General features: G+C 64.2%; 15 protein-coding genes. 10 read left to right on the top strand and 5 right to left on the bottom strand.

Annotation, left to right across the window (positions count from 1 at the left end; all coding sequences use genetic code 11):
* Nucleotides 1–16: 16 nt before the first annotated feature.
* The 4 genes from DZC73_RS17680 (at nucleotide 17) to DZC73_RS17665 (ending at nucleotide 3,496) form a co-directional block, all read left to right on the top strand.
* On the top strand, nucleotides 17–784 hold the full coding sequence (locus tag DZC73_RS17680; protein WP_124541695.1) for an ABC transporter ATP-binding protein: 768 nt from the start codon (nucleotides 17–19) through the stop codon (nucleotides 782–784).
* Nucleotides 784–1,560, top strand: coding sequence for an ABC transporter permease (locus DZC73_RS17675; RefSeq protein WP_124541694.1), 777 nt, complete (start codon nucleotides 784–786; stop codon nucleotides 1,558–1,560). Before DZC73_RS17680 ends, DZC73_RS17675 begins: the two co-directional genes overlap by 1 nt.
* A 22-nt stretch (nucleotides 1,561–1,582) precedes the next feature.
* A complete protein-coding gene (locus DZC73_RS17670; protein ID WP_124541693.1) occupies nucleotides 1,583–2,587 on the top strand; it encodes an ABC transporter substrate-binding protein in 1,005 nt (334 codons plus the stop codon).
* 75 nt (nucleotides 2,588–2,662) lie between these two features.
* Nucleotides 2,663–3,496 carry an HDOD domain-containing protein gene (locus DZC73_RS17665; RefSeq protein ID WP_124541692.1) on the top strand — a complete coding sequence of 278 codons (834 nt, stop codon included), beginning with the start codon at nucleotides 2,663–2,665 and terminating at the stop codon, nucleotides 3,494–3,496.
* A gap of 3 nt (nucleotides 3,497–3,499) precedes the next feature.
* Here DZC73_RS17665 and DZC73_RS17660 read toward each other — a convergent pair whose 3' ends face one another.
* On the bottom strand, nucleotides 3,500–3,982 hold the full coding sequence (locus tag DZC73_RS17660; RefSeq protein ID WP_124541691.1) for an Lrp/AsnC family transcriptional regulator: 483 nt from the start codon (nucleotides 3,980–3,982) through the stop codon (nucleotides 3,500–3,502).
* 121 nt (nucleotides 3,983–4,103) lie between these two features.
* Here DZC73_RS17660 and hppD point away from each other — a divergent pair, with 121 nt between their 5' ends.
* The 3 genes from hppD to DZC73_RS17645 all read left to right on the top strand — a co-directional run bounded on the left by hppD (nucleotide 4,104) and on the right by DZC73_RS17645 (nucleotide 7,067).
* A complete protein-coding gene (gene hppD / locus DZC73_RS17655) occupies nucleotides 4,104–5,222 on the top strand; it encodes a 4-hydroxyphenylpyruvate dioxygenase (protein ID WP_124541690.1) in 1,119 nt (372 codons plus the stop codon).
* A gap of 10 nt (nucleotides 5,223–5,232) precedes the next feature.
* Nucleotides 5,233–6,126, top strand: coding sequence for a phenylalanine 4-monooxygenase (gene phhA / locus DZC73_RS17650; protein ID WP_198414885.1), 894 nt, complete (start codon nucleotides 5,233–5,235; stop codon nucleotides 6,124–6,126).
* Between the two features lie 110 nt (nucleotides 6,127–6,236).
* Nucleotides 6,237–7,067, top strand: coding sequence for a hypothetical protein (locus DZC73_RS17645; RefSeq protein ID WP_124541688.1), 831 nt, complete (start codon nucleotides 6,237–6,239; stop codon nucleotides 7,065–7,067).
* Here DZC73_RS17645 and DZC73_RS17640 read toward each other — a convergent pair.
* Genes DZC73_RS17640 through DZC73_RS17630 form a run of 3 tightly spaced genes read right to left on the bottom strand, consistent with a single transcriptional unit; the run spans nucleotide 6,974 to nucleotide 10,086 of the window.
* Nucleotides 6,974–7,915, bottom strand: a complete 942-nt coding sequence (locus DZC73_RS17640) for an esterase/lipase family protein (protein WP_124541687.1) — start codon at nucleotides 7,913–7,915, stop codon at nucleotides 6,974–6,976. The two genes, DZC73_RS17645 and DZC73_RS17640, sit on opposite strands and share 94 nt — an antisense overlap.
* A 46-nt stretch (nucleotides 7,916–7,961) precedes the next feature.
* Nucleotides 7,962–9,575 (bottom strand): GMC family oxidoreductase, encoded by a 1,614-nt coding sequence (locus DZC73_RS17635; RefSeq protein WP_124541686.1) that lies wholly within the window; start codon nucleotides 9,573–9,575, stop codon nucleotides 7,962–7,964.
* Nucleotides 9,576–9,579: 4 nt separating this feature from the next.
* Nucleotides 9,580–10,086 carry a hypothetical protein gene (locus DZC73_RS17630; RefSeq protein ID WP_124541685.1) on the bottom strand — a complete coding sequence of 169 codons (507 nt, stop codon included), beginning with the start codon at nucleotides 10,084–10,086 and terminating at the stop codon, nucleotides 9,580–9,582.
* 175 nt (nucleotides 10,087–10,261) lie between these two features.
* Here DZC73_RS17630 and DZC73_RS17625 point away from each other — a divergent pair, with 175 nt between their 5' ends.
* The 3 genes from DZC73_RS17625 to DZC73_RS17615 are packed head-to-tail and all read left to right on the top strand — an operon-like array spanning nucleotide 10,262 to nucleotide 13,629.
* A complete protein-coding gene (locus tag DZC73_RS17625) occupies nucleotides 10,262–10,945 on the top strand; it encodes an FFLEELY motif protein (protein ID WP_235835184.1) in 684 nt (227 codons plus the stop codon).
* 56 nt (nucleotides 10,946–11,001) lie between these two features.
* A complete protein-coding gene (locus tag DZC73_RS17620; RefSeq protein ID WP_235835183.1) occupies nucleotides 11,002–12,693 on the top strand; it encodes a long-chain-fatty-acid--CoA ligase in 1,692 nt (563 codons plus the stop codon).
* Nucleotides 12,694–13,629: an MBL fold metallo-hydrolase gene (locus tag DZC73_RS17615; RefSeq protein ID WP_124541682.1), complete on the top strand. Its 936-nt coding sequence runs from the start codon at nucleotides 12,694–12,696 to the stop codon at nucleotides 13,627–13,629. It begins immediately after the preceding gene.
* Nucleotides 13,630–13,639: 10 nt separating this feature from the next.
* Here the strand turns inward: DZC73_RS17615 and DZC73_RS17610 are convergent, their stop codons facing one another.
* Nucleotides 13,640–14,320, bottom strand: a complete 681-nt coding sequence (locus tag DZC73_RS17610) for a 2'-5' RNA ligase family protein (RefSeq protein WP_161974628.1) — start codon at nucleotides 14,318–14,320, stop codon at nucleotides 13,640–13,642.
* Between the last annotated feature and the right edge of the window lie 183 nt (nucleotides 14,321–14,503).

Raw genomic sequence — 14,503 nt, 5'->3', positions numbered from 1 at the left:
TGCACACTCCGTGCCCATGCCCGCGCTGATCTCCCTGAAAGACGTCCACAAGCAGTTCGCCACCGGCGTGGTGGCGCTGCAGCAGGTCAGCATCGAGGTCGCCGAGCAGGAGTTCGTCTCGCTGCTCGGGCCCTCGGGCTGCGGCAAGAGCACCATTCTTCGTCTCGTGGCGGGACTGGACCGCCCAAGCAGCGGGCAGATCATGTCCCCTGCGATGACGTCCGCGGCCGACACCGCCTTCGTGTTCCAGGATGCCACGCTGATGCCCTGGGCCAGCGTGTTCGACAACGTCTGGCTGCCGCTGCGGCTGGACGGCGAATCACGATCGGCCAGCGAGGCCCGCGTGCTTGACGCCCTGGCCCGCGTCGGCCTCAAGGGCTTCGAGAAGGCCTTCCCGGCGGAGCTGTCCGGTGGCATGCGCATGCGCGCCTCCATCGCCCGGGCCCTGGTCACCCGGCCCCGAGTGATGCTGATGGACGAGCCCTTCGCAGCGCTCGACGAATTCACCCGGCACAAGCTCAACGACGACCTGCTCGCCTGCTGGCAGGCCCAGCGCTTCGCCACACTCTTCGTGACGCACAGCGTGCTGGAGTCGGTATTTTTGAGCCAGCGCGTGCTGGTGATGGGGCCGCGGCCGGGACGTGTGGTCGCAGAGGTCGTGATCGATGAGCCGTATCCGCGCAGCGCGAGCTTTCGCGAATCGCCGCGCTACCACGCGGCGTGCGCTCAGCTCAACCTTGCACTGGCATCCCTGCATGCGCCGGTGGACCAGGTGGTGCGCTGATGCGATCGTCCCTGCTCTACAGCGCCGCCCCGGCACTGACGCTGATCGCCCTGCTCTTTGCATGGGAAGCGCTGGTCAGGCTGGCTCACATCCCGCATTACACGCTTCCCGCACCAAGCCTGGTCCTGCAAACACTGGCCGACAACTTCGCATCGCTGGCTGCGAGCTGGTGGTTCACCATCGAGATCACCTTCGGCGCGCTCGCGTTGGCCGTCATCGGCGGCGTGCTGATCGCGTCGGCTTTCACGCTCTCGCGAGGCTTGGAACATGCGTTGTTCCCCGTGGCCGTCGTGCTGCAGGTGACGCCCGTGGTCGCCATCGCACCGCTCATCCTCATCTACGTCGAGAGCACCACCGCCGCGCTCTTGCTGTGCGCCTGGATCGTCGCCTTCTTCCCGATCCTGTCGAACACCGTGCTGGGCTTGCGTGCCGCGGATCCGAACCTGCGCGACCTCTTCCGCCTGTACCGCGCCACGCCCTGGCAGCGCCTGCGGCTGCTGCTGGTGCCGTCGGCCCTGCCCTACTTCATCGCCGGCCTGAAAATCTCCGGCGGATTGAGTCTGATCGGAGCCGTCACCGCCGAAATGGTCGCGGGTGCGGCAGGACGCAACACCGGGCTGGCATCGAGAATCCTCGAAGCGAGCTTTCGCACCGAGACGCCGAAAATGTTCGCTGCGCTGTTCCTGCTGGTCGTCACGGGCGTGGCGATCTTCTGGTCCTTCAACGCGTTGTCGCGGCTCCTGCTGGGCCGCTGGCACGCGTCGGAAAAACAATGACGTTCTTCAGGAGAGAGAAACGATGAAACGCATCACCATCCTGGCCATGGCCGCGCTCGCTGCATCGCTGGTCCACGCCGAAGACAAGGTCACCTTCGCCACCAACTGGAAGGCCCAGGCCGCGCACGGCGGCTTCTACCAGGCCGTGGCCGACGGCACCTACAAGAAGTACGGGCTGGACGTCACCATCCAGCAAGGCGGCCCGCAGGTGAACAACCGGCCGCTGCTGCCAGCCGGCCGCATCGACTTCCTGATGACGGGCAACCTGCTGCACAGCTTCGACAACGTCAAGAACGGCGTACCCACGGTGGTCGTGGCGGCGATGTTCCAGAAGGATCCGCAGGCCCTCATCGCCCATCCGGGCCAGGGGTATGAAAGCTTCGACAAGCTCAAGAGCGCGCCGGTGGCCCTCATCGCCAAGGATGGCCAGTTCAGCTGGTGGCAGTGGCTGAAGGTCACGCACGGCTTCAAGGACGAGGTGCTCAAGCCCTACAACTACAACCTCGGCCCCTTCCTGGCCAACGACAAGGCCATCCAGCAGGGCTACTCGGTGGCCGAGCCGATCTACGTGGAGACCCAGGGCAAGTTCAAGCCGGTGGTGCACCTGCTGGCCGACCATGGCTTCTCGACCTACTCCACCGTCATCGAGGCGCGGACCGACACGGTGAAGAACAAGCCGGAACTGGTGCAGCGCTTCGTGGACGCATCCATCCTCGGCTGGGTCAACTACCTCTACGGGGACCGTCGCGCCGCCAACGCGATGATGATGAAGGACAACCCCGAGATGACGGCCGACGAGATCGAGGCCTCGGTCGCCTTGATGAAACAGCAGGGCATCGTCGATTCCGGTGAGGCGCTGAAGAATGGCATCGGCGCGATGAGCGATGCACGCATCAAAGACTTCTACGACCAGATGGTCAAGGCCGGCCTGTACAAGGCCGGCGAGGTGGACCTGTCCAAGGTCGCAGCCCTGCAGTTCGTGAACAAGCGCGTGGGCATGGACCTGAAGGCCAAGCTCGCGAAGTAAGGCGGTTCAAGTTCGCGCGACAGCGGCCGACAACACCGGTACGATCACCCGACGAAGCTCTACAAGAGCGCCCGTATGGAAACGAACCGACTGACCCGGCCGCTGCGCGATCTCGCCGCCTGGACAGCCTTCTTCCGCAATGCCGAGATCCCCGTGCTCGCCCAATCGGCGGGCGCCCTCGAAGACCTGCGCGCCATCGAGGACGATGTCGACGCGAACCTGATCGGCGAGACCTTCTCCAGCGATCCGCTGATGACACTGCGGATCCTTGCCCACTTGTCCAAGCATCGGCCGGCGCGCGTCGTCACGCAGCCCGAGACCGTCACCGCCAGCGTGGTGATGATGGGCATCACGCCCTTCTTCAAGGCCTTCGGCCAATTGGCCTCTGTCGAGGAGACGCTGCAGGACATGCCTGAGGCGCTCGAGGGCCTGCGCGAAGTGCTGCGTCGCGCCCATCGCGCGGCGGACTTCGCGCTCGGTTTTGCCGTGCACCGGCTGGACCATGACGCCGCCGTCATCCACCACGCCGCGCTGCTGCACGACTTCGCGGAGATGCTGCTGTGGCTGCACGCACCCGAGCTGGCGCTGCGCATCCGCGGTGCCCAGCAGGCGGATCCGACCTTGCGCTCGAACATGATCCAGAAGGACGTGCTCAACGTCACCCTGCCTGAGCTGGCCCATTCGCTGATGCTGGCATGGCGCCTGCCGGAGCTGCTGATGCGCATCACCGACGACCAGCATGCGGAGCATCCGAGCGCGCGCAGCGTGCTGCTGGCGATCCGCCTGGCGCGGCACACGGCGAAAGGCTGGGACAACGCGGCCTTGCCCGACGACATCCGCGACATCGCGACGCTGCTGAACATCTCAGAGTCCGCGACCACCGCGCTGGTCCACGAACTCGACAGCTGAAGCTCACACCGGAACGGCCGTGGTGTTCTTCACCCGGTCCAGCACGAAGCTGGTCTTGCAGTCCTGCACGCTGGGATGCTTGAGCAGCGTGTCCATGATGAAGCGCGAGTAGTGCGCCATGTCTTGGACCACCACACGCAGCAGATAGTCCATCTCGCCGGTGAGCGCGGCGCATTCCACCACTTCCGGCCAGGTAAGCACGGCCGCACGGAACAAGTCCATCGGGTTGCGCTTGTGCACCTCGGAATGCTTCTCCAGCCGCACGTTGAGGTAGGCCGTGAGGCCCAACCCCACCCGCTCGGGCGGAATGAGCGCCACGTAGCCCGCGATGACCTTGTTCTCCTCCAGCCGCTTCACCCGGCGCAAGGTGGCGGACGCGGACAGGCTGACCTGCGCGGCCAGCTCGTCGTAGGTGATGCGTCCATCGGCCTGAAGCGCCCGAAGAATGCGTCTATCAATAGCATCAAGCTCTGTTTCGGCTTCCATTCTTTTAATTTTGCATCTTTCCAGCGTTTTGATCCAGATCAAAGCAGCAACTTGCAGGAATGCTGCGGGTCGAAGAACCTACAGTCTGGCAACCCTCAAACGCCAGCCAAGGAGCGCCGCCATGCAGTTCACCCCCTGGGACAACCCGATGGGAACCGACGGTTTCGAATTCGTCGAATACGCGGCGCCGGACCCGGTTGCCCTGGGCCAGTTGTTCGAATCCATGGGCTTCTCGGCCATCGCCCGCCACCGCCACAAGAACGTGACGCTGTACCGCCAGGGCGAGGTGAACTTCATCATCAATGCGGAGCCCAATTCCTTCGCCCAGCGCTTCGCCCGCCTGCACGGGCCCAGCGTATGCGCCATGGCCTTCCGCGTGAAGGATGCGGCCAAGGCCTACGAGCGCGCTCTCGAACTCGGCGCCTGGGGCTTCGACAACCAGACCGGCCCGATGGAGCTGAACATCCCGGCCATCAAGGGCATCGGCGACAGCCTCATCTACTTCGTCGACCGCTGGCACGGCAAGGATGGCGCCAAGCCCGGCGCCATCGGCAACATCAGCATCTACGACGTGGACTTCGTGCCCATCGAAGGCGCGGACCCGAACCCCAAGGGCAACGGCCTCACCTACATCGACCATCTCACGCACAACGTGCATCGCGGACGGATGAAGGAATGGGCCGACTTCTATGAGCGCCTGTTCAGCTTCCGCGAGATCCGCTACTTCGACATCGAGGGCAAGCTCACGGGTCTCAAGAGCAAGGCGATGACGAGCCCCTGCGGCAAGATCCGCATCCCCATCAACGAGAGCTCGGACGACAAGAGCCAGATCGCGGAGTACCTGGACCTGTACCACGGCGAAGGCATCCAGCACATTGCGCTGGGCACCGACGACATCTATTCGACGGTGGACGGCATGAAGACGCAGGGCGTGGCCTTCCAGGACACCATCGCCACCTACTACGATCTGGTGAACAAGCGCCTGCCAGAGCACGGTGAGGACCTGGAGGAGCTGAAGCGCCTTCGCATCCTCATCGACGGCGCCACCCACCAGGGCGCGCCCAACGAACTGCTGCTGCAGATCTTCACGCAGACGGTCATCGGGCCGATCTTCTTCGAGATCATCCAGCGCAAGGGCGACCAGGGCTTCGGCGAGGGCAACTTCCGCGCGCTGTTCGAGAGCATCGAGCTCGACCAGATCAAGCGCGGCGTGCTCAAGGACGACAAGGCCACTGCCTGAGGTGATGAACATGCTCGCGAACGACAAAGGCGTGAACCACGGCGTGGCGCCGGTCACCTACGGCCAGGGCGACCGGCCTCCGCGCGGCGACTATGCGACGGCGCGCGAGGACTACACCTGCGAGCAGAACTGGTCGGCCTACACGCCGGCAGAGCATGACCTGTACCGGCGCCTGTACGAGCGCCAGGCCTCGCAGCTCGACGGCCTGGCGTGCGACGAGTTCATCGACGCGGTGCGCCACCTCGGTGCGCCCGACCGCATCCCTCGCTTCGATGAACTGTCGGAATCGCTCTACCAACGGACGAAGTGGGAAGTGGTGGCCGTGCCCGGCCTCATCCCCGAAGAGGCCTTCTTCAGCCTGCTCGCGCGGCGCAAGTTCCCGGTGACGGGCTGGCTGCGCAAGCCGGAGGAGTTCGACTACATCGTCGAGCCCGACGTGTTCCACGACCTCTTCGGCCATGTGCCGCTGCTGTTCAACCCGGTCTTCGCCGACTACATGCAGGCCTACGGCGCCGGCGGCATGAAGGCCAGCCGGCTCGATGCCTGCGAGTTGCTGGCGCGTCTGTACTGGTACACGGTGGAGTTCGGGCTCATCCACACGCCCAAGGGCATCCGCGCCTATGGGGCGGGCATCCTCTCGTCGGCGGGTGAGCTGCGCTACAGCGTGCGCAGCCCGGAACCCAGCCGCGTGGGCTTTGACCTGCAGCGCATGATGCGATCACGCTACAAGATCGACACCTACCAGGCGACGTACTTCGTCATCGAGTCCTTCCAGCAGCTTTTCGACGCGACGGCGCCCGACTTCACGCCGATCTACCAGGCCGTCCGCCAGAAGGAAGAGATCGAGGCCGGCGCCGTGCTGCCGGGCGAGAAGCTGTACAGCGCCGACAGCGGCACCAACTGAGCCTGCCACCCCCATGAGGGGGCCACCTCACGGGCGATTGTTCACGCCCGGTCGCGCGACCACACTGGATCCCCATCACAGGGAGCCGTTTGTCGTCGAGAGCGCGAGACATGTCACCACGGATGTCGCAGGGGTGTGCACTGGTGCTGCTGCTGGCCATGACCTTGGCCATGGCGGCAGGACTGGGTGCGTGGGGCCCCATCCTCCTGACGCCTGCCGACCACGTGTTCGCTGACCAGCGCAGCTGGGTCGGCATCCCGTCCACCCTCAACACTCTTTCGTGCCTGCCGCTGCTGATCGTGGGCCTGTGGGGCATCGCGTCTGCGTGGCGCAGCAGCTGGCAGGAGACCGTGCGGCAGCCGTGGATCGGCTTTTTCATCATGTGCGTGCTGATGTCGTTGTCGGCACTGCTCCACCACCTGGAGCTGAGTGACGGCGCCTTCGCATTGGCCCATGCCTTCGCGGCCGCGTCGTTCATCATGCTGGGCCTGGCCTTCATGGCCGAGCGCATCGATGAACTCTTCGGCTCTCGCCCTGCCATCGCGGCCGGACTGAGCGTAGCCGCCTGCTGCGCGGCCTGGTGGTTCCTCGGCCAGTGGAACTCGGGCCGCGGCGACCTGCGGCCCATGCTCTTCTTCGAAGCACTGCCGCTGCTGTTGATACCCGCCGGCGCGCTGAGCCTGCGCGGTGAGCACACGACCGGCATCGACTGGCTGGCCAGCCTGAGCCTGTACATCGCCGCCCGCGTGCTGGGCATGGCGGACGGCATCGTCTTCGGATGGACAGGCGGCCTGAGCGGCCACACCCTCATGCATCTCCTGCTGGCTGGCTCCGCGGCCTGCCTCGCCTATCGCGCGAGCGTTGCCCCGGCTTCGGTGCCAGCAGCACCGGCGCTGCTGGAGCCCACCCACCGCAGGGCCTCCTTGAACACCTCGTCGTGATGCGCCATGTGCACGTGCGCGATGCCGGCCAGATGCCGGTTGTCGGCGCCAGGCAAAGTCGCGGTGGTGGCAGGGAACACGATGTTGTCGCAGTGGCCGTAGAAGCAGGTGAAGCGCCCATAGCGCGTCGCCGGTTCGCGTGACGCCAGCCGCTTCTGCCAGTCGCTGCCTAGCTTCATCTGCTTCGCGTTGGGTGCCATGGCCCACTGGCCGAGGTAGGTGCCGTGGTGCGGCGTGCCGATGGTGATGACGCGATGGACGCGGGTGTCGGCCTGGAAGGCATCGAGCCAGGCGCGCGAGGCAAGTCCGCCCATGCTGTGCGCGACGATCACGGGCGCCAGGCCGGTGGCCAATTCCAGCTGCTTCACGGCACTGTCGATGATCGGCGGATAGGCGTCGATGGAACCGAAGACTGGCTCCAGGCTGACCGACACGAAAGGCACGCCCAGCTCACGCAGGCGCCGCATGTGCGGGTTCCACAAACCTCGGTTGCAAACGAATCCATGGACGAACAGGATGCCTCGTCGGCGCGTGCCGGCCGGCAGTGAATCAGGCACGGCTTGTGAACGGAACGGCTGCCGCCAGCAGAACACGCGCGGCGCCATCATCACCTCGCCCCACCAGGCGACCACGTGCTGCCAGACGCTCGCCCGGGGCGTGGGGTCGCTGCGGTTCACGCGCCACAGCATCACGAACTCGGCGGCGAGGAAGAGTGCGTAGCCGAAGACGATCACCAAGGCGCCGATCGCTGCCAGGCGAGGTGATCCGTTCCGGATGAAGAACGTCGCCCATCCCAGCGCCAGCGCGAGGAGCCCGAGGGTGGTGAACTGCTGGAGTCGCGCGAGCATGATGCGATGTTAGCCCTCGGTGCCAGCGCCTCTTGTATTCAGTCGTTCATGCCAGCGCCACCGCATGGCCATTCAGGCGCTGGGCCAGCTGGGTGGCCAATTTGTTGACCAAGCCGTAGATGGACAGCTGCGGGTTGGCGCCAATGCTCGTCGGAAAGAGCGACCCGTCATGAACCGACAGGTTTTCCACTTGCCAATGCGACCCGTCGGCCCGCACCACGCCGTGGCGCTCGTCGGCAGCCATGCCGCAGCCGCCCATCACGTGGGCACTGACCACCCGCGTCAGCAGGGGCTTCATCGGCAGCGCATTGATGGCGTCGCGGGCCTGTGCCCAGCTCGTGTAGGGCGTGGAGAGTTCATGCACGGGATGCACGGCGAGCGCGCCAGCGGCGAACTGGATCTCCGCCATCGACAGGAAGGAGCGCCGGGCACCATCCATCACGTAGGCAGTCAGTGGGTAGTCCAGGACTGGCGTGCCGTCGCTGCGCAGCTTCACCGTCCCTCCCGCCGATTGTTCATGGAAGCCATCACGCAACAGCGACAGCAGGGTGTGCGTGTTGGGAAATTGGCTGAGCAGCTCGGCCTGCTGCTGACCGTAGCCCGGCAGTGTCGAGGAGAAGATGACGGGATGAAGCGGCGGCGCTTCGAGCTTGTACCCGATGGGCCCGTCAATGGCCTGGGTCTCGAGGAAGTGGTCGGTGTAGATGGTCTGGGGCGCACCGCTCCATCCTTCCACCTTGTGGTCGAAAGTGGCCGCGGAAATCACCACCGGATGCAAGAAGGTGCGCGCACCCAGCACCCCGTGCGGGTCGGGGATGTTCGAACGCTTGAGCAGCGCGGGGGAATTGATGGCACCGCCGGCGACCACGTAGTGCCTCGCCTTGATGCGAACGGATGTCGCATGCGACGCAGAACCGGCCGGCCCCGCCGGAACGCACGACAGCGCAGTGATGTGGCCATTGGCATGCTCGAACTCTTGCGCGCGGGTCTGCACGAGCAGGCGTGCGCCCTTGTCCAGGGCGGCCGGAATCGTCGTGACCAGCATCGACTGCTTGGCATTCGTCGGGCAGCCCATGCCGCAGGACCCGAGGTTCCAGCAGCCCTTTACATTGCGCTTGATGGAGGCGGCCGGAATGCCCAGCTTCTGCGCGCCTCGTCGCAGCAGATCGTTGTTCTCGTTCGGCGAGGTCAGCCAGGGCGCGATGTTCAACCGCTCTTCCGCCTGCGCGAACCACGGCGCCATCGCGGCCTCGGTGAACTCCGCCAGGCCGAAGTGCTCGCGCCAGTACTTCAGCGTCGATGCCGGTGTGCGAAAGGAGCTGGTCCAGTTGACCGTGGTGGATCCGCCCACGCACCGGCCCTGCAGGATGTTGATGGCCTTGTCAGCAGTCTTTCGTGCGGCGCTTTCCTGGTAGAGGCTCGGGTAGGCATCGCTCTCGCGCTGGCGGAAGTCGCTGCTGGATTTGAGTGGCCCCTCCTCGATGAGCACCACGTCCAGGCCGGCCTTGGTCAGCAGCTCGGCAGTCACGCCGGCACCGGCGCCGGTCCCCACGATGGCCACATCGCAGGTGAGGCTGGCGGGCGTGGCCTGATGCGGTCCACCAAAGACTTTCCAGCCTCGGGCCAGGCCGTCGCGGATGGGGTCGGGAAGTTGGCTCATGGCGTCAGATGATGAGCGGCCCGGGGTAGCCCAGCGCGGACCATCCCTGCGGATCGGCGAAGTAGGCCGCGTTGGTCAGGTCGCGCAGGGCGTGATAGGCCTGCTGACGCATCGCAAGCGAGGACGTGCGCATGCCTTGCAGGGCTTGCTGGATCTCGGGCGCCGTGGCGGCCTCCCAATCGGTGTGCAGGCCCACGAGGGTGGATCGCCCTGGTGCGGCCGAGATGAGTGCCAGGAGCTGCGACAGCTCGGATTGCGTGGCACGTGGGAAGGCGGCCAGCGTGTCATCGAGCCGCTTCAGGTGGGCCTCCAAGGCGGCTTCACGGGCCACCTCGTCCTTCGGCAAGGTACCGTCCAGTACCCCGCGGGCGACGGCCTTGAACACCACCTTCGCCGATGCGGTCATGCGCCCGCCTTCCAGACCCGGACGCAACAATGCCAGTCCACCACCGGCCACCGCCAGGACGGCGGTCGCACCGAGTCCGAGTTTGAGCAAAGTTCGCCGTTGCATGTGCCGCCACCGAGTTCGAAAAGTCGCCGCAGTGTTGCACCATTCGTTTGGCGAGCCTTAGGGGCCCATGACTAACCAAGCCCCAGGGAAACCCGCGCCGAGGACCTACAGTGGCCGATTCAGCTCGCAGCCGATGAATTCAGACGCACAGACCATTCTTGGCCACCTGGAAACCGTGGGCGAGGAACGCGCGCGGCGCGACAGGGATCCAGGCCTCGACGCGCGCGTCATCGCGTTGAAGACCTATCAGCAGCGCCGCTTCGCGAAGACCTACGCCGACCTGCTACCCACCGACCGATACGGCCCCGCCTCGCGCTTCTTCATCGAAGAGCTGTACGGGCCACGAGATTTCGCGGATCGGGACGCGCAGTTCGCGCGCGTCGTCCCCGCGCTGGTGCGGCTGTTTCCTCGCGAGATCATCGCCACGGTGAGTGCGCTCGCGCAGCTGCATGCGCTGTCCGAGCAACTGGACACGGAGACTGCCACCCACCTCGAATCCGCCGACGCGCTGAATGCCTTCACCTACACCCGCGCCTGGCAAGCAGCGGGGCGCCGTGACGATCGGGAGAAACAGATCGAGCTGACATTGCAGGTGGGCCGCTCGCTCGACCGGCTGACCCGCAACCCGCTGTTGCGGCACAGCCTTCGGATGATGCGCGGACCCGCCAAGGGCGCAGGCTTGTCGGACTTGCAACGGTTTCTCGAAACCGGCTTCGACAACTTCAAGACGATGCACGGCGCCAATGAGTTCCTGGGCACGATCGAGGCCAGGGAACGCCGGTTGGCCCGTGACTTGTTCGAGGCACCTCTCTACCCGGAAGGACGCCTAGGCGACACAGCGTCAGGGCAACTACCGTAGCCACCGGACAGCACCGGCCGCGACCATCGGTCGACGTGGAAATGACTGGAGATACCGTGCTGAAAGCCGTCGCGAAACCCTGGTTGAAAAGCTATCCCGCCGAGGTCGCGGCTGAGATTGATCCCTCTCGCTACGGCTCGGTGGTGGAGGTGCTGGAAGAGGCCTTTCGCAACTTCGCCGGCCGCGAGGCAGCGGTGTGCATGGACACGTCCATCACCTTCCGGCAGATCGACCAGTTGTCGCAGGCGCTGGGCGCCTGGCTGCAGGGCAAAGGCTTGGCCAAGGGTGCGCGTGTCGCGCTGATGATGCCCAACCTGCCGCAGTACATGGTCGCCATCGCGGCCGTGCTGCGGGCTGGCTACATCGTGGTGAACGTGAATCCGCTGTACACGGCGCGCGAGCTGGAGCATCAGCTCAACGACGCCGGGGCCGAGGCCATCATCGTCCTTGAGAACTTTGCCAGGACGCTGGAGGAGGTCATCGGCAAGACCCAGGTCAAGCATGTGGTGCTGGCTTCAATGGGCGACATGCTCGGTTTCTGGAAAGGCCTGCTCGTCAATTTCGCCGTTCGGCATGTGAAGAAGATGGTGCCGGCCTTCGAGCTGTCGCTGGATGCAGGGCGCACGGTCACGCGCTTCAACATGGCCATCGCGGAAGGCACGCGCATGACGCTGCGTCGCGTGGATCTCAGGCCGGATGACGTCGCCTTCCTGCAGTACACCGGCGGCACCACGGGTGTCTCGAAGGGAGCGACGCTGCTGCATCGCAATGTGGTGGCGAACATCTTGCAGGCTGAGGAATGGTTCAAGCCGACGCTTGCCAAGGTGGGCGACAAACAGCTCGTGATCGTCTGCGCCTTGCCGCTGTATCACATCTTCGCGCTGACGGCCTGCTACCTCTTCGGCGCGCGCCGCGGGATGAAAAATCTCCTCATCCCGAACCCGCGCGACATTCCCGGGTTGATCAAGAGCCTGCAGCCGCACAAGATCAACATGTTCCCTGCGGTGAACACCTTGTTCAATGCGCTGGCCAATGATGCGGACTTTGCGCGGCTTGATTTCTCGGAGCTCGTGATCTCCAACGGCGGTGGCATGGCGGTGCAGAAGGCGACCGCTGAGAAGTGGCTGAAGATCACAGGCTGTCCGGTGGTCGAAGGCTATGGGTTGTCGGAGACATCACCGATCGCGACGATCAACAGGTCGGACCTGGCGGACTTCACCGGGACGATTGGTCTGCCTGTGCCGTCGACCGAGCTCAGCATCCGCGACGACGATGGCCGTGAGGTGTCCATGGGCGAGCCTGGCGAGATCTGCATTCGCGGACCGCAGGTGATGGCCGGGTACTGGAACCGGCCTGATGAAACAGCCAAGGTCATGACCGCCGATGGCTTCTTCAAATCGGGCGACGTGGGTGTGATGGATGAAGGCGGCTACTTCCGCATCGTCGATCGCAAGAAGGACATGATCCTGGTGTCGGGCTTCAACGTGTATCCGACGGAGCTGGAGCAGGTGGTCAACCTGCATCCTGGCGTCCTGGAGTGCGCAGCAGTGGGTGTGGCCGACGCGAAGTCAGGGGAGGCCGTGAAGCTGTTCGTGGTGAAGAAGGACCCGTCACTGGCCGAAGAAGACCTGACGGAGTTCTGCCGCGAGAACTTCACGGCCTACAAGCGCCCGAAGTACATCGAGTTCCGCGATGATCTGCCCAAGTCCAACGTGGGCAAGATTCTTCGCCGGGAGCTTCGCAGCTGAGTGAGTGACGTGCACCAGACATTGGACCGCGCTGGCATTACTGTCTTCGAGCGGGGCTGGCTGTCTTCCAACAATGTGCTGATCCGAGGCGACAGGGACGGGGCAGTCCTTGTCGACTCCGGCTATTGGACACACGGGGCCCAAACGGTCGAGTTGGTTCGCCACGCTTTGCAGGGCCAACCTCTGGCCCGGGTGGTCAACACCCACTTGCATTCGGATCATTGCGGCGGGAACGCCGCGTTGCAAGCGGCATTCCGTTGCGTGGTGGACGTGCCTGTGGGCTTGGCTGAAGCCGTGGATGCATGGGACGAGGAAAGACTCACCTATGCGGCGACCGGGCAGCATTGCCCTAGGTTTGTGCGCGATGAAGTCATCGACTCGCCATCAACGGTCACATTGGGACGATGGGCTTGGCAGGCGTTGGCAGCGCCTGGCCATGACCCCACGTCCCTGGCGTTCTACCAGCCAGATCTGCAGGTGTTGATCTCAGCGGATGCGTTGTGGGAGAACGGATTCGGCGTCGTCTTCCCTGAGCTTGAAGGTGAGGCTGCGTTTGACGAGGTCGCCGCAACCTTGGATGCGTTCGAGGCCCTGGACGTTCGAATGGTCATCCCCGGGCACGGCCCGCCGTTCACGGACATGCCTGGCGCTATTGCACGTGCCCGCTCTCGCTTGGAGAGCTTTGTCTCGGATCCACCTCGCCATGCGATGCATGCTGCGAAGGTCCTCGTCAAATTCCATCTCCTGGAAGTCAAGTGTGAGTATCTCGATGGTTTCTGGCGTTGGCTTGACGGAACTCGCTATTTCGAGGCCGTGCATTCCCGTCATTTTCCAGACGTGCCCTGGCGAGATTGGAGTCGCGAGATTGTCTCGGAAATGAATAGGCGTGGAAGCCTGCAGATTCTCGATGGACGAATCATGGACAGCGGCGGATAGCTCTTGACGGTCAAAACGCTTCGGACAAAGCCCACTCGCCCACCCACTGGTGATGTGTTTGGCCCTCGTGGCTCAAGATGAGCGCGAACCGCGTCGCCTTCCATTCGATGCCCTCGATGGGGTGCATCGCGATGTGCTCCTTGTCGTAGAGCATGGTCATGTGCGCAGTGCGTGAAGCTTGAGGATGGAGGCTCACCTTGCGCAGCGCGATGGCCAGCAATTGCCGCAAGCGAGCAATGGCTGCGTCACTCTTCGCATCGGGAATGAGAACGAATGCGTTGCTCGGCGGAAATGACTGAACGTGGTCGAAGACGACAGTGAATTGGGGACAGTCAACCCTGGCAGCCGCGGCCATGGCCGCATCGACAACCAACCTTGGAACCATGTCGATGAACTTGCCCACTGAATGCAAGGACACGTGAAGCCGATCAACGGTGATCAGCCGGCCCTCGAAATGGTGTTCAGCACGCAGTGCTTGGGACGCTAGCGCAAGGCGTTTAGCGTGTTCATGCTCGGGGAAGATCGCGAAGAAAAGCGTGAACGGCTGGGGCTTGTTGACTCGACGGTCGAGGTTGTCGATACCGAAAGCCGACTTGTCCCACTCAAAGCCAAGCAGGCTTTGTTGAACGCATATCTCGCTGAACTGACGGAGTGGCATTTGCGGGCTGTGCCCCCAGTTTAATTCCGCCATCTTGACAGATTCAATCTGTCATGGAGCGCACTTCCACCACAGTCGAATTCTCACTTCGCCAAAAGCAAAACCCCCAACCAGGAATCTGGAAGGGGGTTTTAAATTAATAGCCTGACGATGTCCTACTTTCACACGGGAATCCGCACTATCATCGGCGCTGAGGCGTTTCACTGTCCTGTTCGG

The sequence above is a fragment of the Rhizobacter terrae genome (genome assembly GCF_003852895.1).
In the GTDB taxonomy this organism is placed as follows: domain Bacteria; phylum Pseudomonadota; class Gammaproteobacteria; order Burkholderiales; family Burkholderiaceae_C; genus Albitalea; species Albitalea terrae.
Note: the sequence above shows the minus strand (reverse complement) of the source record. Positions and strands in the feature narration are given on the sequence as shown.